The organism is Streptomyces winkii (genome assembly GCF_032248595.1).
In the GTDB taxonomy this organism is placed as follows: Bacteria; Actinomycetota; Actinomycetes; order Streptomycetales; family Streptomycetaceae; genus Streptomyces; species Streptomyces winkii.
The window spans coordinates 716,947-735,336 of record NZ_JASTTH010000001.1 but is presented as its reverse complement, the minus strand read 5'-3'; the positions used below and the strand labels follow the sequence as shown (position 1 = coordinate 735,336).

Below are 18,390 nucleotides of genomic sequence, written 5' to 3'. Positions count from 1 at the left end.
GTGAACACATCCGCGCCGGGTGTTCATTCCCGCGTCCCCCAGTCACCGCCGTGATCCGCGTCATGGCGCCTCCGGCGCGGGCGGCAGCGAGAGCCCCGAGAGCCAGCCGGCGACGGCGTCCGTGAGCAGGGCCAGCGCGTCCTCCTGGCCGGGATCGGCCCGCTTGGGCACGGCGAAGCCGTGGTCGCCGTTCGGCACCTCCACGATCCGCGTGCCCTCGGGGAACTCCGCGGGGCGCCCGAACGGGTCGCGTCCCCCCTGCACGACCAGCACCGGCAGCCCCGTACCGGTCAGCTCCCCGGCGCGGGACTTCTCCGGCCTGGCCGGCGGATGCAGCGGGAACGACAGAGCGAGCACCGCACCCGCGCCCAGCTCCCTGCCCGTACGACACGCGACCCGCGCGCCCGCGCTGCGCCCGCCCGCGACGACGGGAAGCCCCGGCGCGCAGAGGGCGGGCCACAGCTCCCGCCAGGCGGAGTCGAGCGTCTTGGGCGCGGGCGCGACCTTCTTTCCGGCCACGCGCCACGGCTGCTCGACGAGCGCGACCGTGACGCCCGTCGCGGGAAGCGCACCGGCGAGCGCCCTCAGGTCCCGCGCCTCGATCCCGCCGCCCGCGCCGTGGCCCAGGGCGAGCACGCATCGCGCCCCGCGGGCGGTGTGCCAGGTGATCCGGGCGTCCCCGGCGGAGGTGGGCACGGTCTCGGCCTCGCCGCTCGTACTCGCGACGGCGCCGTCCCGCGCGCTCTCGGCTCCTGCGGCGTTCCTGGCGCCTGCGGCGTTCTCGGTCTCTGCGGCCTTCTTGGTCATGGAAAGCCATCCTGCCCGCCTCGTCCCCGTCCGGCCCGTACGGGCGCCCGCGTCAGAACAGCGTGCCGACCTCGGGCCCGGTCAGCTCCCTGACCAGTTCGGGGCTGTTGTTCCGTACGTTGCTCACGTCCGTGGACACCGGGTACGCGCGCATCATCCCGGGAGGCGGCGGCTCCAGCAGCGCGCGCAGGTCGTCCTGCGGGCGGCGGGCCGGACTCAGCCAGGCGTTCCAGCGCTCCGGCAGCAGCATCAGCGGCATCCGCGGGTGGATGTCCGCGAGCGACTTGGGGCCGTTCTCACCCGTGGAGCCGACGAGCGGGGCGGTCTCCGCCTCCGTGGTGACCACGGTGCAGGTCGTCCACCACGCCCTCGGGTGGTCGTCCGGCAGCGTCCCGTCGCGCCAGAACTCGTACAGACCGGCCATGGCCATCACCGAGCCGTCCGCCGGCGTCACGAAGTACGGCTGCTTGCGCGGCCGCTTCCTCTTCCCCTCCTGCTCCAGCTGGAGTTCGCCCTTCGCCGTGACCCACTCGAAGTAGCCGTCCGCCGGGAGCAGGCACCGGCGGGCGGCGAAAGGCCGCCGGTAGGCCGGCTTCTCGTGCACCGTCTCGGCCCTCGCGTTGATCATCTTGGCGCCCATGTCCGGCGACTGGGCCCAGCTCGGTACGAGCCCCCACGTCAGGGTCCGCAACTGCCGTACGGGCCGCGGGTCGTTCGAGCCCTTCAGCGGGCGGTCCAGAACCGCGTGCACCTCCTTGGTCGGAGCGACGTTCCAGTCGGGCGCGAGTGTCTCCCGGGGTTCCCACAACTCCACGCCGAAGAGCGTGGCCAGGTCCTCGGGTCTCCGGCTTGCTGCATAGCGTCCGCACATAAGTGCCACACTGCCACGGCACTGATATGGAGCGCCCCGCGTTCAGGGGAGAAGCGCATTCCGCTCAGGGAGAAGCCGAGGAGAAGGCGTGCGAGGCAGCGCACGCCCGGGGCCGGGGAGGACGAAGGAGAGCATGGACACGACGAGCATCGCCGGTCTCTGGGACCGGGTCTTCGGCACGCAGCCGGATCCGAGCCAGTGGCTGGTCCTCACGACCGCCGTGATAGCCCTCGCGGCCGTCGTGCCGCACGGCGTGTGGCGGTTGTCACGGAACGCGGTGACGATCGCACACGAAGGCGGGCACGGCCTGATCGCCCTGCTGTCCGGACGTCAACTCCAGGGCATCCGGCTCCACTCCGACACCTCCGGCCTCACCCTCTCCCGCGGCAAGCCGACCGGCTTCGGCATGGTCCTCACCGCCGCCGCGGGCTACACCGCGCCCTCCCTGCTGGGCCTCGGCGGTGCGTGGCTGCTCGCGGCGAACCACATAACGCTCCTCCTGTGGAGCGCCACGGCGCTGCTGCTGGCGATGCTCGCGATGATCCGCAACGCCTACGGCGTGCTCACCGTCTTCCTCACCGGCGGCGCCTTCGTCCTCGTCTCCTGGCTGACGGAGGCGCAGGTGCAGGCGGCGTTCGCGTACGTCGTGGTCTGGTTCCTGCTGCTGGGCGGCGTACGGCCGGTCTTCGAGCTCCAGGGGAAGCGGCGCCGCGGCGGTGCGCCCGACTCGGACGCGGACCAGCTCTCGCGGCTCACGCGCGTGCCCGCGCTGATCTGGCTGCTGCTCTTCCACGCGGTCTCGCTGTGCTCGCTGACCGGCGGCGGCCGGTGGCTCCTCGGCTGGTGAGAGTGCGGCCGCCGGGGGCGTGAGCAGCCCCGGGCGGCTCCGTGCGGGGCAGCGGCGCGCCCGTCGCAGGCCGCTCCCGTGCGGCAATCCGCCGAGGTCGGCGCACCCGGCGAGCGACTAAGGTGAAAGTCATGACCGAGCAAACCGCCTCCGCCCTGTGGTCCGCGCCGTCCGCACACCGGCCCGTCGACGCGACGGTGGCCGTGCCCGGCTCGAAGTCGGTCACCAACCGCGGTCTCGTGCTCGCCGCGCTGTCCGCGGACACGGGATGCCTGCGCCGCCCGCTGCGCTCGCGGGACACCCTGCTGATGGCGGACGCGATGCGCGCGCTCGGCGTGCACGTCGAGGAGGGCGTCGACCCGGACGGCGAGGGCGAGTTCTGGCGCGTCATCCCGGCCGGGCTGCAGGGCCCCGCCACGGTCGACGTCGGCAACGCGGGCACCGTGATGCGCTTCCTTCCGCCCGTCGCCGCCCTCGCGGACGGGCCGGTGCACTTCGACGGCGATCCGCGCTCGTACGAACGTCCGCTGCACGGCGTCATCGACGCGCTGCGCGCCCTGGGCGCCCGCATCGACGACGACGGCCGCGGGCGCCTGCCGATGACGGTGCACGGCGGCGGTTCGCTCGCCGGCGGCGCCGTCGATGTCGACGCGTCGGCGTCCAGCCAGTTCGTCAGCGCACTGCTGCTGTCCGGCCCGCGCTTCAACCAGGGCGTCGAGGTGCGTCACACCGGCGCCACCCTGCCCTCGGCACCGCACATCCGCATGACGATCGACATGCTGCGCAAGGCCGGAGCGCAGGTCGACGCGCCGGAGGACGGCGGCGAGCCCGACGTCTGGCGGGTCACCCCCGGCGCCCTCCTCGGCCGGGACCTGGTCGTCGAGCCGGACCTCTCCAACGCCCAGCCCTTCCTGGCGGCGGCGCTGATCACCGGCGGGCGGGTCACCGTCCCCGACTGGCCCGAGCACACCACCCAGCCCGGCGACGCGCTGCGCGGAATCCTCACCGAGATGGGCGGCTCCTGCGAACTGGACGAGCGCGGGCTGACGTTGACCGGAAGCGGCCGCGTCCACGGGCTCGACGTCGACCTGAGCGACGTCGGCGAGCTGACCCCCGGCATCGCGGCCGTCGCCGCCCTGGCCGAGTCGGAGTCGGTGCTGCGCGGCGTGGGCCATCTGCGGCTGCACGAGACCGACCGCCTCGCCGCGCTCACCAAGGAGATCAACGGTCTCGGCGGCGACGTCACCGAGACCGAGGACGGCCTGCGCATCCGCCCGCGCCCGCTGCACGGCGGCGTCTTCCACACGTACGACGACCACCGCCTGGCCACGGCCGGCGCCGTCCTCGGCTTGGTCGTCGACGGCGTACAGGTCGAGAACATCGCCACGACCGGCAAGACGCTCCCCGGCTTCGACGAGATGTGGGCCCGGATGCTGGGCGTGGCGGCCCCGGCCGCTCCGCGGGTGAACGGCGGCACGCGCGTCGGAGAGAGCGCCTGAGGGCGGGTCCTGGCGATGCGCCGTTACGGCAAGCACACCGACGAGGACGACATCCGCGTACGTCCCAACCGCAAGGGCAGCCGTCCGCGCACGCACAACCGCCCCAAGCACGAGGACGCGGCGCAGGGCATGGTGCTCACCGTCGACCGCGGCCGGATCACCTGCCTCGTCGAGGACCGCATCGTCACCGCGATGAAGGCGCGCGAACTCGGCCGCAAGGGCGTGGTCGTCGGCGACCAGGTGGGCCTCGTCGGTGATCTGTCGGGCGCGAAGGACACGCTCGCGCGCATCGTCCGCGTCGAGGAGCGCACTTCGGTGCTGCGGCGCACGGCCGACGACAACGACCCGTACGAACGCGTCGTCGTCGCCAACGCCGACCAGCTCGCCATCGTCACCGCCCTCGCCGATCCGGAGCCCCGGCCGCGGCTGATCGACCGCTGTCTGGTCGCCGCGTACGACGCGGGGCTGGAGCCGCTGCTCGTACTGACCAAGTCCGATCTCGCCCCCGCCGAGCCGCTGTTGGAGAAGTACACGCCGCTCGGGGTGCGCCACGCCGTGACCAACCGCGCCGAACTGGCCGACGGCGAGGCGGCGGAGCGCGTACGGGAGTCGCTGTACGGACGGATCACCGTCTTCGTCGGCCACAGCGGCGTCGGCAAGACCACCCTCGTCAACGCCCTCGTGCCGGAGGAGCGCCAGCGCACCACGGGCCACGTCAACGCGGTGACCGGACGGGGCCGCCACACGACCACGTCCGCGCTCGCGCTGCCGCTTCCCGGGGACGGAAGCTGGGTGATCGACACCCCGGGCGTCCGCTCCTTCGGGCTGCACCACGTCGACCCGTCGCGGGTCATCGGCGCCTTCCCCGACCTCGAACCGGGCACCGCCGGCTGCCCGCGCGCGTGCAGCCACGACGAGCGGGACTGCGCCCTCGACCAGTGGGTCGCGGACGGCCACGCCGACCCGCAACGCCTGTACTCGCTGCGCCGGCTGCTGGCGACGCGGGAGCAGCGCGAGGGGGATTGACCAGGACATTCCGTCCGTCCATGGGCATAATCGCCCGCAAGTGCGGCACGGAAACCGCGCATCGCGACATCGCCAAACCGCCAAATCACCCGGATCGGGAAATCGCAGAATCGCGGAAGCACACAACCACGGACTCGGCGCACCCACGGCTCCCGGAGCGTCACAGGCTTCCGCACGCAGGGACGCAGGCACGCAAGCTCGGAGGCATCCACATGGCAGCGTGGCTGCTGGTCATCGTCGCGGGGTTCCTGGAGACCGGGTTCGCCGTCTGCCTCAAGCTCTCCCACGGCTTCACGCGCCTGTGGCCCACCGTCGCGTTCTGCGCCTTCGCGCTCGGCAGCTTCGGACTGCTCACGCTCTCCCTCAGACGGCTGGAGGTCGGGCCCGCATACGCGGTGTGGACGGGCATCGGGGCCGCGGGCACAGCCGTGTACGGGATGCTGTTCCTCGGCGACGTCGTCTCGACGCTGAAGCTGGTGTCGATCTCACTCGTCGTCGTGGGTCTGGTGGGCCTTCAGTTCTCGGGGAGCGTGCACTGACGGCGCGCTCTGTCGACAGGTCGACGTGTTCACGAACCGACGCCGCACGGGTCACGCCAACGCCCGCTCCGGGACCGGTACTTCACGCGGTGCGCGCTCGCCCGTACGCCCCGGACGCGGCGTCGGCGGGCTGCGCCGCGAGCAGCGCCCGTACGACCTCCCGGATCTTTCCCACCGCCTCCTCGTCGGGCCGCCCCACGGGGGGCGCGACCACGAACGACAGCGCGATCCGCATCCCCGCCTCGCAGGCCAGGCCCAGCTTGCCCGTGGACCCGTTGGGCGAGAGTCCGTCGATCATGCGCTCGCACAGCGTGGCGGCGAGCGCTCCCGGCTGCGTCAGGCGCAGGGCGACGGGCGGCCCCTCATGACTCACGACAGTTCCGGCGCCGTTCTCCGAACCGGGGGCAGTGCCGGTCGCGGTGGGGGTCGCCGTGGGCGCGGGCAGCGGCATCCGGGCGCCCCAGCATCCCGTGAGCGCGGCACGCACGATGGGTTCGTCGCGAGCGGTGCGCAGCATCCACGCGGCCGCGGCCGCGCAGGAGGCCGCCGGGTCCGCGCCTCCCCCGCCGCCTTCCGCCGCCGCCCGTACGGCACCGTCGACGAAGCCGTCGACCAGGCGGTCGACCAGCGCGGCACCGAGCCCTTCCTTCGTGCCGAACTCGTTATAGAGCGTCTGCCGGGACACTCCGGCGGCGGTGGCGACGTCCACCATCCGCACTCCTGTCCACGGCTGTGTGCCGACGGCCGTGTGCGCGGCTTCCAGCAATGTCTCGCGTGCAGTAGGCATCGTGCCTCCGAACCCGGCGGCTGGGGTGCGGGACAGAATTGACGCGTCGCCAAGTCCTGTCAAGACAGCGTGCGGACTCCCGTCGAAGACGCCCGTCAGGCGCCCGCAGCCCGCTGTGCCGGCCTCCCCCGGACCGCGCGGCCGCCCTCCGCCGGGGCGAATGGGCGGCACTCGCATGGCGTCCCGGTGGCACTGCCCTGTGGCTGCCTATCCGGCAGGTCGATACTGTTCACACATGCCGGACTACCACGATGATCTGCGTCTCGCCCACGTACTGGCCGACGCCGCCGACGCCGCCACCATGGAGCGGTACAAGGCCCTCGACCTCAAGGTCGAGACGAAGCCTGACCTGACCCCGGTGAGCGAGGCCGACAAGGCTGCCGAGGAGCTGATCCGTACCTCGCTCAAGCGCACGCGTCCGCGCGACGCCGTGCTGGGCGAGGAGTTCGGCACGGAGGGGCACGGTTCGCGCCGGTGGATCATCGATCCGATCGACGGCACGAAGAACTACGTCCGCGGCGTCCCGGTGTGGGCCACCCTGATCGCGCTGACCGAGCTCGGCGAGGGGGGCGACCAGCCCGTGGTCGGGCTCGTCTCCGCTCCGGCGCTCAACCGGCGCTGGTGGGCGGCGAAGGGCGGCGGCGCCTACACGGGCCGCAGCCTCTCGCAGGCCACCCGCCTCCACGTCTCGGGGATCGAGGCCGTGCGGAACGCGTCGTTCGCGTACTCCTCGCTGCACGGCTGGGAGGAGCGCGGAATGCTCCCCGGCTTCCTCGAACTGACCCGTGACTGCTGGCGCACGCGGGGCTACGGGGACTTCTGGCCGTACATGATGGTCGCCGAGGGCTCGGTGGACGCGTGCGCCGAACCCGAGCTGTCGCTCTGGGACATGGCGGCTCCCGCGATCATCGTGCAGGAGGCCGGCGGCATGTTCACCGGCCTCGACGGCAGGGACGGCCCGCACAGCGGAAGCGCCCTGGCCTCCAACGGCGTGGTGCACGAAGAGGTGCTCACCTATCTGACGGCGTAGCCGCGCACTCCGCGCTCCCTCAGCGCGCGATCCCGTCCGTGTACGTCCGCGTACGTGCTCTTGTTGTGGTCCCGGAGCCATGTGAACATGAGACTCCGAAAGCTTGTGACCTTGTGAATCTCTTCTCGAAGGGGAGAGGTTTCTCCAAGGAGGTGGACCACGCACATGCCCACCCTCGTCCGAGACGCAATGACCACGGTCGTACTCACCATCGGTCCCGCCCACACACTCCGCCAGGCCGCCGCGCTGATGTCGGCCCGGCGGGTCGGCGCAGCCGTGGTCTTCGACCCCGACACCAGCGGGCTCGGCATCCTGACCGAGCGCGACATCCTCAACTCCCTCGGCGCGGGCCAGGATCCGGACCAGGAGACGGCCCAGTCCCACACCACCAACGACGTCGTCTTCGCGGCCGAGGAGTGGACGCTGGACCAGGCGTCCGAGGCCATGACCCGCGGCGGATTCCGCCACTTGATCGTGCTCCGCGCGCAGGAGCCCGTAGGCGTCGTGTCCGTACGGGACATCGTGCGCTGCTGGACCGGACGAGCCGAGGCCGTAGGAGCCGTCGGGGTGTGAGCCGGGCGCGGCACCGATCCGCGCACCCGGCCGCACAGGCACTCACAAGCACGACGACCCGCACGGGAAGGGACACGGGCAACACCGGAGGGACCGCGCGACGGCACGGTCCCTCCGGGTTCTTACGGCGAGCTTCCGATCAGCCGCGCAGGGCCTGTACCGCGGCCTCCAGTCGCTTGCCGTAGTCCTCGTCCGCCTTGCGGAAGTTCTCGATCGCGCGCTGCGCGATGTCGTCGCGCGAGACCTTCGCGATGAACCCGGCGGCGGTGTCGATCAGACGCTGCTTCGCGTCCTCCGGCATCAGGCGGTAGAGGTTGCCCGCCTGGACGAAGTCGTCGTCCTCGGCGTGCGACGGGGTCACGTGATCGCCCGTCACACCCGAGACCGCGACCGGCTCCCACAGCGGCTCGCCGGTCTCCTTCGCCTCGTCGAAGCTGTTGGGCTCGTAGTTCTTCGCACCTCCGTGCCGGCCGTCGTACATCACGCCGTCACGGCCGTGGGTGTTGGCGGTCGTGGCGTGCGGGCGGTTCACCGGCAGGTGGTCGCCGTTGATGCCGACGCGGTAGCGGTGCGCGTCGCCGTACGCGAACAGGCGGCCCTGGAGCATCTTGTCCGGTGACGGGCCGATGCCGGGCACGAAGTGGTGCGGCGAGAAGATGGACTGCTCGACCTCGGCGAAGATGTTCTCGGGATTGCGGTTGAGCTCCAGCCTCCCGATCTCGATCGGCGGGTAGTCGTCGTGCGGCCAGACCTTCGTCAGGTCGAACGGGTTGAAGCGGTAGTTCGGCGCGTCCGCGGCGGGCATGATCTGCACCTGCACCGTCCAGCTCGGGTAGTCCCCGCGCTCGATGGACTCACGAAGATCCCGCTGGTGGCTGTCCGGGTCCTTGCCCGCCAGCAGCTCGGCCTCCTCGTTGGTGAGGCATTTGATGCCCTGGTCGGTCTTGAAGTGGTACTTGACCCAGAAGACCTCGCCGTCGGCGTTGTTCCACTGGAAGGTGTGGGAGCCGTAGCCGTTCATGTGACGGTACGAGGCGGGGATCCCGCGATCGCCCAGCAGCCAGGTCACCTGGTGCGTCGACTCCGGCGAGAGCCCCCAGAAGTCCCAGACGTTGTCCGCCTCCTGCGAGCCCGTGTACGGGTCGCGCTTCTGAGTGTGGATGAAGTCGGGGAACTTGATGGCGTCCCGGATGAAGAAGACCGGGGTGTTGTTGCCGACGAGGTCGTAATTGCCCTCCTCGGTGTAGAACTTCAGCGCGAAGCCGCGCGGGTCGCGGACGGCGTCCGGGGCGCCCAGGTTGCCGGCCACCGTGGAGAAGCGGAGGAAGGTCTCCGTCTGCTTGCCGACCTCGGAGAGGAACTTCGCCCTCGTGTACCGCGTCACGTCGGCGGTCACGGTGAAGGTGCCGTAGGCGCCGGCGCCGCGGGCGTGGACGATGCGCTCCGGGATGCGCTCGCGGTTGAAGTGCGCCAGCTTCTCCAGCAGGAGCTGGTCCTGGATCAAGGTCGGCCCGCCGGGCCCTGCGGTCTGGCTCTGCTGGTTGTCCGCGACCGGGGCGCCCGCTTCCGTGGTCAGCGGACCGGTGGTCTTGTCCTGCACCGTCACGTACTCCTCCTGCTTTCCTGCGCTGGGTGAGCTTGTCCGCGATCCTACATTGGACATTGTCTAAGTCAAGAAGAGGACGAAGTCCATACGGGTTCTTTTCCCGGACCCCCGCACTGCTAGGGTTGACGTATGAGCGACCTGCTGGAGCGGCTCCGGAACCGTGGCTGGCGGCTCACCGCACAGCGGCGAGTCGTCGCCGAAGTGCTCGACGGCGATCACGTGCATTACACGGCCGACGAGGTGCACGCGCGTGCGGCTGCGCTGCTGCCGGAGATCGCGCGCGCCACCGTCTACAACACGCTGAGCGAACTCGTCTCCATCGGCGAGGTGATCGAGGTCAGCACGGACGGCCGCGCCAAGCGGTACGACCCCAACGCCCGCCACACACATCAGCACTTGGTCTGCTCGCGGTGCGGCACGATCCGCGACGTGCACCCCTCCGGCGATCCGCTGGCCGGACTTCCCGAGACCGAGCGTTACGGCTTCACGATCTCGGACGCGACGATCACCTACCGGGGCACCTGCCCGCAGTGCGCGGCCGAGTGAGCCCACTGAGGCCGCCCGCCTGATCGTCCCGCCGCTCCCCTGGCTTGACCTGCGGTCCGTAGGCATGCCGTCCGTACACATGCGAAGGGCCCGGATCCTTGAGGATCCGGGCCCTTCGACTTCAGTAGCGGGGACAGGATTTGAACCTGCGACCTCTGGGTTATGAGCCCAGCGAGCTACCGAGCTGCTCCACCCCGCGCCGTGTTCCGTAACTCTAACCCTGCGTCGACGACCAGCGCAAATCGCTTCCGGACCGCCCTGCCGGGCCCGGTGCGCGAACGCATCGGGCCCGGCAGGACAGCGTGATCGACGTCGGCCGCGGACCGTCAGGCCGTGAGCTCCGAGCGCAGCGCGTCGCGCAGCTTGGCCGCCCGCGCGGCCACCTCGGCCGGGCCGAGCTCGACCGCCTTCGCGCACCAGCGCTGCCCGGTCTCGAGCTCGCCGCGGCGCGCGCTCAGGAGCGCGAGACGCAGAGCCGCGCGACCGTGCCCCGCCTCCGCGGCACGGGTCCACCACAGCGCCGCCTCCGGCTCGCTGCCCTCACGGGCCAGCAACAGCCCGAGGTTGAAAGCCCCGTTGGGGCTTCCGGCCTCGGCCGCCGCGCGGTACCAGCGGGCCGCGTCGACGATCTCGCCGCGGGCCGCCAGGCACATGCCCAGCCGTACCTGCGCACGACGGTGGCCGTGCTCGGCCGCGCGCTCGTACCACTCCTCGTGCTCCTCGCGGCCGCTCACAGGCGCCGAGCCCGTACCGTCGGACTCCTGCGGCGTGCGCCGCTCCAGGAGCACGGCCAGCCGGAACGCACCCTCGACGCTTCCGCCGCCGGCCGCGCAGCGCAGCTGACGCTCCGCCCCCTGCTCGTCGTCCTCCGTCAGCAGCGCGATGCCCACTTGCAGCGCGGCCTCCGCGTGCCCCGCTGCCGCCGCCCGCGCATACCAGACCCGGGCCGTACGGTTATCGCCGCGGCCCACGTGCAGGATGCCCAGGTTGAACGCGGCGTCGATGCTGCCCGCCTCCGCCGCCTTGGAGAACCAGGGCTCGGCGCCGTCGGCGTCGCCGCGCTGGAGCAGCAGCACGGCGAGCGCGTTGGCCGCCTCGCGGTGACCGGCGTACGCGGCACGGCGGTACCACTGCTCTGCCTGGGCCGTCCGCCCCTGGGCCGCGCACAGCAGCCCGAGGTTGAACGCACCGTTGTCGCAGCCCGCTTCGAGCGCCACCCGGTACCAGCGCTCGGCGGACTGGCGCTCCCCGCGGTCGGCGTGGAGGGCGCCCAGCGCGTTCGCGGCGTTGCCGTCGCCGTCCTCGGCCGCACGGCGCCACCAGAGCGCGGCGTTCTCCTCGTCGCCCGCGTCACGGAGCAGGAAGCCCAGCGCGCAAGCGGCGCGCGGCTCGCCCTCCTTCGCGGAGGTGAGATACCAGCGCCCGGCCTCCTTCAGCTCACCGCGGCGCTCCAGGATCGCGCCGAGCCGGAGCGCGGCGCGGCGGTGACCGCGGGCGGCCGCCTGCCTGTACCACTGCTCCGCCTCGTGTACGACGGCATCGAGAGCCTCCTCCCGTGCCTCCCCCTCGGTGGTGACGTCGCCCGCCCGCCCGCTGATGATCTGCGCCAGGCGATAGGCCGCCTCACGGTGCCCCTGCTCGGCGGCAGCGCGGAACCAGGCCTCCGCGCCGTCCTCACCACGGTGGTCGAGCAGGTCCGCCAGGGCGTACGCGCCCAGTGCGTGCCCGCACTCGGCGGCGTGGAGCAGCCAGTAGTGCGCCGCGGCCTCGTCGCCGCGCTCGCGGTGGTGCCTCCCGAGCGCGTGGGCCGCCGGAGCCGAACCCGCGACGGCGGCGACGCGCCACCAGCCGGCCGCTTCGTCGTCGCACCCTCGCTGGTGGAGCAGAACCCCCAGGTTGTTGGCCGCGGCACGGTCGCCGGCCGCAGTGGCGGCACGCAGCGGCGCCTCCGCGCCGTCGAGGTCGCCGTGGCGCAGCAGCCGGGCGCCGAGCACGCTCAACGCGCCGACGTCTTCTGCCTCTTCGCCCCTGTTGTCAACACCGGCCTGGCCTGTGCCGGCACCCGGCGGAGCCTCCAGCCTCACCTTGTCCCCCATGAACCCCATGTTCGCACCACCCGCAACCCACGTACACCTGGTATACCACCACCGAGTGAGGTCACTTCAGAGGTTTGTCGACTTCCCGACAGAGAGACACCTCAAACCGCCGCCCACGAAAGGGGTTTGAGGTGTGACGCGTTGACACATGCGAAGGGCCCGGATCCTTGAGGATCCGGGCCCTTCGACTTCAGTAGCGGGGACAGGATTTGAACCTGCGACCTCTGGGTTATGAGCCCAGCGAGCTACCGAGCTGCTCCACCCCGCGCCGTTGTTCGACAACCCTACACCACGGCGCGGGGTGCTCCGCACCCGGGCGGCGGCCCCCCATCGGGGCACCGCCGCCGGGCCTCAACTACTGCTTCTTCGCGCCCTTTTCGGCGTCCTTCTCGGCGTCCTGCGCCTCCTTGATGGCGTCCTTGAGGTCGTCCTGCGCCTTGCCGTACGCCTTCCAGTCGCCCTTCTCCAGCGCGTCCTGGCCCGCGTCGTAGGCGTCCTGAACGTTCTTCAGTGCCTCACGCACCGAGGCGTTGCCGGACGACGGCGGCTCCTCGGGCTGCTCGCCCGGGCCCGTGCCGCCGGACTCACCCTTGGCGTCGAAGACCTTGTCGAGGGCCTGGCCGAGAGTGTCCTCGAAGGCGATGCGCTCGCCGTACGTGACCAGAACCTTGCGCATGCGCGGGTAGTTGGTGCCCGCACCGCGCACGTACACCGGCTCGACGTAGAGCAGGCCGCCCTCCAGTGGCACCGTCAGCAGGTTGCCGTACTCGATCTCGGAGTCGCCTCGCTTCAGGAGGTTGAGCGACTCGGCGATGCTGGGATCGGAGTTGAACTTGCTCTGCACCTGCGACGGCCCGGACACCGTCGTGTTGGACGGCAGCCGCAGCATCTTGATCTTGCCGTACCCCGAGCTGCGCGGATCCGCGTCGATCGCCATGAACGCACCGAGCGTCTCGCGTTTGTTGGGGTTGAACGTGGTCGTCAGCGAGAACGTCTGCTTCTTCGCGTCCGGCATCTGAAGACTCAGGTAGTACGGCGGCACCGCGTTGCCCTTGTGCGTCGGGTCGTCCGGGATCTGCCACCGCTCACTGCCGCTGTAGAACTGCGACGGCGACGTGACGTGGTAGCGCGTCAGCAGTTCGCGCTGCACCTTGAACAGGTCCTGCGGATACCGGAGATGGTCCATCAGGTCGTTGCCGATGGCGCTCTTCGGCTTGACCGTGTCGGGGAACGCCTTCATCCAGGTCTTGAGCACCGGGTCCTTCTTGTCCCACTGGTACATGTCGACCTTGCCGGTGTACGCGTCCACCGTGGCCTTCACCGAGTTGCGGATGTAGTTGACGCGGTTCTGCCGGGCGACGACGGCGCGCTGGCCGTCCGTCAGCGAGTCCTCCGTGGTGTCGCCCAGGGTCGTGCGCGAGGAGTACGGGTAGTTGTCCGACGTCGTGTAGGCGTCGATGATCCACTTGATCCGGCCGTTGACGACCGCCGGATACGGATCGCCGTCGATCGTCAGCCAGGGCGCGACGGCCTCGACCCGCTCCTTGGGCGTCCGGTTGTACAGGATCCGCGAACCCTCGCCGATCGCCCCGGAGTAGAGGATCTGCGGTTCGTTGAAGTTCACCGCGTACGCGGCGCGGTTGACCGGGTTGGCGAGGTTGACGCCGCTCTTGCCCTTGTAGGTGTACGTCTTCTCGCCCTTGTCGTCCGCGTAGTCGAGCTCCTTCTGCGGACCGCCGACGATCGAGTACTGGTTCGTCTTCTCGCCGTAGTAGACGCGCCCCTCGTACTGGCCCTTGTCGCCCTTGGGCGGCAGGTCCTGCTCGGTGAAGGAGGGCGCGCCGTCCTTGTCGACCGTCGTGCCCTTCGCGGCGACCATGCCGTAGCCGTGGGTGTACTTGAAGTGGGCGTTGATCCAGTTCTTCTCGGGGATGCCGTCCGTGTTGATCTCACGCAGACCGACGACGGTGTCCTGCTCCCGGCCGTCCTTGTTCTTGTAGCGGTCCACATCGAGCACGGCGGGGAACTGGTAGTAGCCCCTGACCTGTTGCTTCTGCTGGAACGTCGGAGAGACGACGTTCGGGTCGAGCAGGCGCGTGCTGGCCGTGGTGTCCGCGGCGTCGCGCAGCTGCTGCTTGCCGGCCTTGCTGGTGCCCGAGTAGTCCGTCACGTCGGAGTCGTCGATTCCGTACGCCTCGCGCGTGGCCTTGATGTTCTTCTTGATGTACGGCGTCTCCTTGGCCTGTTCGTTCGGCTGGACCTGGAACTTCTGGACTATCGCCGGGTACAGGCCGCCGATCAGGATCGCCGAGAGCACCATCAGCCCGAAGCCGATCACCGGAAGCTGCCAGGTGCGGCGCCAGATCGTGGCGAAGAAGAGCACCGCGCAGATGATCGCGATGCAGAACAGGATCGTCTTGGCCGGGAGGTAGGCGTTGGCGTCGACGAACTTCAGGCCCGTCCAGTTGTCCGTCGCCTTGAAGTCGCCGGTCTTCACGGCCAGTCCGTACCTGTCCAGCCAGTACGCGATGGCCTTCAGGGAGACGAAGAAGCCGAGCAGCACCGAGAGATGGCCGGTGGCCTGAGCGGTCGCGCGGGCGCCGGGCGTCGTCACCCGCAGACCGCCGTAGAGGTAGTGCACCAGCGCGGCGGCGAGCAGCGAGAGGACGACCGCGGCGAACCCGAAGCTGAGGAGGAAGCGGTACCAGGGCAGGTCGAAGGCGTAGAACGAGATGTCCTTACCGAACTGCGGGTCCGTCTTGTGGAACGGCACGGAGTTCACCCACAGCAGCCAGGTGCGCCACTGCCCCGCGGCGGAGGCGCCCCCGATCAGCCCGACGAGCGCGGTGATTCCGAGCAGCACCCACTTCTTGTACGGAGCGATGCTCATCCGGTAGCGGTCAAGGCTCTGCTGCTCCAGCGACATCGCGCTGAGCGGAGGCCGCAGCCGGTGAGCGATCCAGATGTTGAGCCCGACGGCACCCGCCATGAGAACGCCGAAGACGGCGAACATGCCGACCTTCGTCCACAGCGTCTTGGTGAAGACGGAGCTGTACTGGACCGAGCGGTACCAGAGCCAGTCCGTCCAGAAACCGGCGAACATGACGAAGAGCATGGCGAGAACTGCGAGCACGCCGACTGTCATCAGCAGCGTACGGGCACGCCGCGACGGCCGGCCCACTCTGATCCGTGGCCCTGAGGGGCCGCCTGAGCCACGGTCCGGCATCTGGAAAGCCAAGGTGTGCACCTCGAGATCGCTGTGACAGAAGGGGCCCCGCATCGTAAGCCCACTCATGCAACTTAACGAAGCTTTACCCAGTTCCCGATCCCGGGGTGGAAGCGGGCACGATATACGCATGGACAACCTCCCCGCCGATGGCACGCCCCTGGCCTCCGATCCGCTCACCCAAGCGGTGCTGGAACTCGACGAGTACGCGGCAGGCTTGGGCTGGGACCAGCCCAGCCGCCTCTTCGCCCTCGTCGACACGGCCCGGCTGCGCGCCGAGGAGCCCGAACTCGCAGGTCAGCTCGGTTTCGACGACACCGAACAGCCGGCCGCCTCACTCACCCCCGTCGAGCAGGACGAGCTGCCGACCGGCGCCCCGCTCGACGAGTTCCTGGCGACGATCGCCTGGCCCGAGGCCGTCGCGGGCTGCGCGATGACGGTCGAGCGGCTGATGCTGCCGCAGTCCGCCGAGGCGGCGGTGCCGGAGGAACTCCAGCGGGAGGGCTCCGAGGAGAGGCTCACGGAGTGGGTCGCCGGGCATCCCGAGCGTCAGGAGGTGCGGCTCACCGTCGCCGTACTGCGGGACGGGACGCGGGAATCCGCGCTGCGGCTGCGCGACAAGGACAGCCCGACGGAGGTGCTGACCGGGGCGGGCCTGGTGCCCGGGCTGGCCGACGCATTGGCGGCGACGTTCGAGGAGTGAGCCGCGGAGAGCGGGACCGCGCGGCCGTCAGCTCGCCTTGCAGCGCGAGAGGGCGGCCGTGTCGTCGTCCCGGATCTTCTTCAGCGCGTCCATGGCGTCGTCCATGGTGCGGGTCTTCACGAGCGTGAGACCGGCGGGCTTGTCCTTGGCGGCCGCTCCGCAGTTGGCGGCGGGCGTGAGGAAGTACTTGGCGCCCTTGGCGCGTGCGGCGACGGTCTTCATCTGGATGCCGCCGATGGCGCCGACCTTGCCCTTGTCGTCGATCGTGCCGGTGCCCGCGATGAAGGAGCCGCCGGTGAGATCCTCGCGGGTCAGCTTGTCGACGATGCCGAGGGAGAACATCAGCCCCGCGCTCGGGCCGCCGACGTCTGCGAGCTTGATGTCGATGTCGAACGGGAACGTGTGCCCGGTCGCGGGCTGGATGCCGACTATCGCGCGCCCGTCGTCACCGGCCTTCTTGGTGCCGACCGTTATCTGCTCGGCGTCGCTCGGCGACGGCTGCTTCCCGGCCTTCTGAGCCGACTTGACCTGTGCCGCCGGGATGATCGTGAAGGCGACCTTCTCGCCCGGCTTGTGCTTGGTCACGAGGTCGGCGACCTCCTTGGGGTTCTTGACCGCCTTGCCGTCGACGGTGCGGATGAGATCCCCGGCGTGCAGCTTGCCCTCCGACGCCCCGCCCTTGACGACGGACCCCACGATGATGTGCGAGGGAACGCGGATCCCGAGCTGCTTGAGCGCCGAGACCTTCGCGCTCTCCTGCGACGCGCTGAACTCCTCCGCGTTCTGCTGGTCGACCTCCTTGGCCGACTTGTCCTCCGGATAGAGCGTGGAATGCGGAACGACCGCGCTGTCGTGCTGCAACCAGCCGCCGACGGCCTCCAGCAGGTTCATGCGGTAGTCCGCGCCCGTGACGCGCACCGTCGTCATGTTCAGATGACCCGCCGTCTCGAACGTCCTGTGGTCCTTGATGTTGAGCACCGGCTCTCCGTCGTGCTCACCGAGAGTGTTCACCGTCGGGCCGGGCGACATCTCGGCGTAAGGCACGTTGATCAGCAGCCCGGCACAGAGCATCGCTATGAGGAGCAGCGTGGACGCGAGCATCGTCGCGGTGCGTCGTGGCATGGCACGACAGTACGGGAAAGGACCGTCAGTCCGCCGTCCGGGCCGGATGATCCGCGACCTGCCGGGCGGCCGTCACGACGGGCTCGACGGGAGGTTCCGGCTGGAATGCCTCACCGGTCTCTTCGACGCGTGAACGTTCCATCGCGGCACGGAAGCGCTCGTAACCGGCGACCCCCGCGGAATCAGGGAGACCCGTCCGACGTCGACTGGCCCAGCTGCCCCAGACGCCAGCCGCGACCGCGCCCATGATCGGAATCAGCAACCAGGAGAGTGCCGCCATGAAGACCTCCCGACCCCTTGTGAAAACGCTGTCCGACGAGACCTGCCGGGCAGAACGGCCGATGAGCAGATTAACTCTCGGCACGACAACGCTCTTTCCCGGGATCCGGTTACGCAACCGGAATGTGCACCGTACGGGTGCGCCGATCGCCTCTCACGGGGACGCGGGCTAGGCCGAACCGGCCAGGCCCAAGGGTCACGGAGTGCTACGGGCCGAATGGAGCCGGGCTACGCACGCACCCTCCCGCCCGTCGCCCGACCAACGCCCCTCACGGACAGCGCTACGCGCCGACCCACCCACCCGTCACCGACAGCGCTACGCGCCGACCCACTCCTCGGTGCCGTCCGCGAAAGTCTGGTGCTTCCAGATCGGGACCTCGCGCTTGAGCTCGTCGACGAACCTGTGGCACGCCTCGAACGCCTCCGCGCGGTGCGGGCACGAGACCGCCGCGATCACGGCCACGTCGCCGATCGTCAGCTCGCCGACCCTGTGGACCGCCGCGAGCGCCCGTACCGGGAAATCGGCTGCGATCTTCTCCGCGATCCTCCGCAGCTCGGCCTCGGCGGTGGGATGCGACGAGTACCCCAGACGAGTGACGTCGGTGCCGCCGTCGTGATCTCGCACCGTGCCCACGAAGAGAGCGGTGCCGCCCGCCGAGGAGTCGCCGACGGCGGTGAAGATCTCGTCGACGGAGAGCGGGGCGTCGCGGATGCCCAGCAGCCGGATCGGGTCCGCCGCGGCCTGCTCGCCGGGATGATCGTGGTTCTGCGCCATGGCCTCATGCTGCCGCACACCCGGCGCCGACGGGAACTGCCCCGGCCTGCCGAGCCCT

At 70.5% G+C, this 18,390-nt stretch carries 17 protein-coding genes and 2 tRNA genes; 8 read left to right on the top strand and 11 right to left on the bottom strand.

The genetic code is table 11. From position 1 onward, the window contains the following. Positions 1–60 precede the first annotated feature (60 nt). Both QQM67_RS03360 and QQM67_RS03355 read right to left on the bottom strand, forming a co-directional pair. Positions 61–807, bottom strand: coding sequence for an alpha/beta hydrolase family protein (locus QQM67_RS03360; RefSeq protein WP_314171992.1), 747 nt, complete (start codon positions 805–807; stop codon positions 61–63). Positions 808–859: 52 nt separating this feature from the next. Beyond that, positions 860–1,678 (bottom strand): SOS response-associated peptidase, encoded by an 819-nt coding sequence (locus tag QQM67_RS03355; protein ID WP_314171991.1) that lies wholly within the window; start codon positions 1,676–1,678, stop codon positions 860–862. A 133-nt stretch (positions 1,679–1,811) separates the two neighbouring features. Between QQM67_RS03355 and QQM67_RS03350 the strand changes: the two genes are divergently transcribed. From QQM67_RS03350 to QQM67_RS03335, 4 genes are all read left to right on the top strand, one after another. Beyond that, positions 1,812–2,525 carry a M50 family metallopeptidase gene (locus tag QQM67_RS03350; protein WP_314171990.1) on the top strand — a complete coding sequence of 238 codons (714 nt, stop codon included), beginning with the start codon at positions 1,812–1,814 and terminating at the stop codon, positions 2,523–2,525. 131 nt (positions 2,526–2,656) lie between these two features. After that, a complete protein-coding gene (aroA, locus tag QQM67_RS03345; protein ID WP_314171989.1) occupies positions 2,657–4,024 on the top strand; it encodes a 3-phosphoshikimate 1-carboxyvinyltransferase in 1,368 nt (455 codons plus the stop codon). A 15-nt stretch (positions 4,025–4,039) separates the two neighbouring features. Beyond that, on the top strand, positions 4,040–5,050 hold the full coding sequence (gene rsgA, locus QQM67_RS03340; RefSeq protein ID WP_314171988.1) for a ribosome small subunit-dependent GTPase A: 1,011 nt from the start codon (positions 4,040–4,042) through the stop codon (positions 5,048–5,050). A gap of 212 nt (positions 5,051–5,262) precedes the next feature. Further along, complete coding sequence (locus tag QQM67_RS03335) at positions 5,263–5,589, top strand: DMT family transporter (protein WP_314171987.1); 327 nt, start codon at positions 5,263–5,265, stop codon at positions 5,587–5,589. A gap of 82 nt (positions 5,590–5,671) precedes the next feature. Here QQM67_RS03335 and QQM67_RS03330 read toward each other — a convergent pair whose 3' ends face one another. Then, the gene (locus tag QQM67_RS03330) at positions 5,672–6,376 is read right to left on the bottom strand and encodes a TetR/AcrR family transcriptional regulator (protein ID WP_314171986.1); all 705 of its coding nucleotides are present in this window, start codon (positions 6,374–6,376) and stop codon (positions 5,672–5,674) included. A 235-nt stretch (positions 6,377–6,611) separates the two neighbouring features. Between QQM67_RS03330 and hisN the strand changes: the two genes are divergently transcribed. Further along, a complete protein-coding gene (gene hisN / locus QQM67_RS03325; RefSeq protein WP_314171985.1) occupies positions 6,612–7,406 on the top strand; it encodes a histidinol-phosphatase in 795 nt (264 codons plus the stop codon). Positions 7,407–7,571: 165 nt separating this feature from the next. Next, positions 7,572–7,979: a CBS domain-containing protein gene (locus QQM67_RS03320; RefSeq protein ID WP_314171984.1), complete on the top strand. Its 408-nt coding sequence runs from the start codon at positions 7,572–7,574 to the stop codon at positions 7,977–7,979. A 139-nt stretch (positions 7,980–8,118) separates the two neighbouring features. Here QQM67_RS03320 and QQM67_RS03315 read toward each other — a convergent pair whose 3' ends face one another. After that, complete coding sequence (locus QQM67_RS03315) at positions 8,119–9,585, bottom strand: catalase (RefSeq protein ID WP_314171983.1); 1,467 nt, start codon at positions 9,583–9,585, stop codon at positions 8,119–8,121. Between the two features lie 129 nt (positions 9,586–9,714). Between QQM67_RS03315 and QQM67_RS03310 the strand changes: the two genes are divergently transcribed. Next, positions 9,715–10,131: a Fur family transcriptional regulator gene (locus QQM67_RS03310; RefSeq protein WP_314171982.1), complete on the top strand. Its 417-nt coding sequence runs from the start codon at positions 9,715–9,717 to the stop codon at positions 10,129–10,131. A 125-nt stretch (positions 10,132–10,256) separates the two neighbouring features. On the opposite strand, the gene QQM67_RS03305 is transcribed toward QQM67_RS03310, so the two are convergent. The 4 genes from QQM67_RS03305 to QQM67_RS03290 all read right to left on the bottom strand — a co-directional run bounded on the left by QQM67_RS03305 (position 10,257) and on the right by QQM67_RS03290 (position 15,474). Continuing rightward, positions 10,257–10,330: transfer RNA gene (locus QQM67_RS03305), tRNA-Met, on the bottom strand. A gap of 127 nt (positions 10,331–10,457) precedes the next feature. After that, positions 10,458–12,227: a tetratricopeptide repeat protein gene (locus QQM67_RS03300; protein WP_399065044.1), complete on the bottom strand. Its 1,770-nt coding sequence runs from the start codon at positions 12,225–12,227 to the stop codon at positions 10,458–10,460. Between the two features lie 194 nt (positions 12,228–12,421). Further along, a tRNA-Met gene (locus QQM67_RS03295) sits at positions 12,422–12,495 on the bottom strand. Positions 12,496–12,582: 87 nt separating this feature from the next. Next, positions 12,583–15,474, bottom strand: coding sequence for a UPF0182 family membrane protein (locus QQM67_RS03290; RefSeq protein WP_314171980.1), 2,892 nt, complete (start codon positions 15,472–15,474; stop codon positions 12,583–12,585). Positions 15,475–15,583: 109 nt separating this feature from the next. Between QQM67_RS03290 and QQM67_RS03285 the strand changes: the two genes are divergently transcribed. Continuing rightward, positions 15,584–16,156 carry a PPA1309 family protein gene (locus QQM67_RS03285; RefSeq protein ID WP_314171979.1) on the top strand — a complete coding sequence of 191 codons (573 nt, stop codon included), beginning with the start codon at positions 15,584–15,586 and terminating at the stop codon, positions 16,154–16,156. 27 nt (positions 16,157–16,183) lie between these two features. Here QQM67_RS03285 and QQM67_RS03280 read toward each other — a convergent pair whose 3' ends face one another. The 3 genes from QQM67_RS03280 to QQM67_RS03270 all read right to left on the bottom strand — a co-directional run bounded on the left by QQM67_RS03280 (position 16,184) and on the right by QQM67_RS03270 (position 18,332). Beyond that, positions 16,184–17,278 (bottom strand): YlbL family protein, encoded by a 1,095-nt coding sequence (locus QQM67_RS03280; RefSeq protein ID WP_314171978.1) that lies wholly within the window; start codon positions 17,276–17,278, stop codon positions 16,184–16,186. A 25-nt stretch (positions 17,279–17,303) separates the two neighbouring features. Next, on the bottom strand, positions 17,304–17,558 hold the full coding sequence (locus QQM67_RS03275; RefSeq protein ID WP_314171977.1) for a hypothetical protein: 255 nt from the start codon (positions 17,556–17,558) through the stop codon (positions 17,304–17,306). Positions 17,559–17,873: 315 nt separating this feature from the next. After that, on the bottom strand, positions 17,874–18,332 hold the full coding sequence (locus QQM67_RS03270; protein ID WP_314171976.1) for a molybdenum cofactor biosynthesis protein MoaE: 459 nt from the start codon (positions 18,330–18,332) through the stop codon (positions 17,874–17,876). Positions 18,333–18,390: the final 58 nt, after the last annotated feature.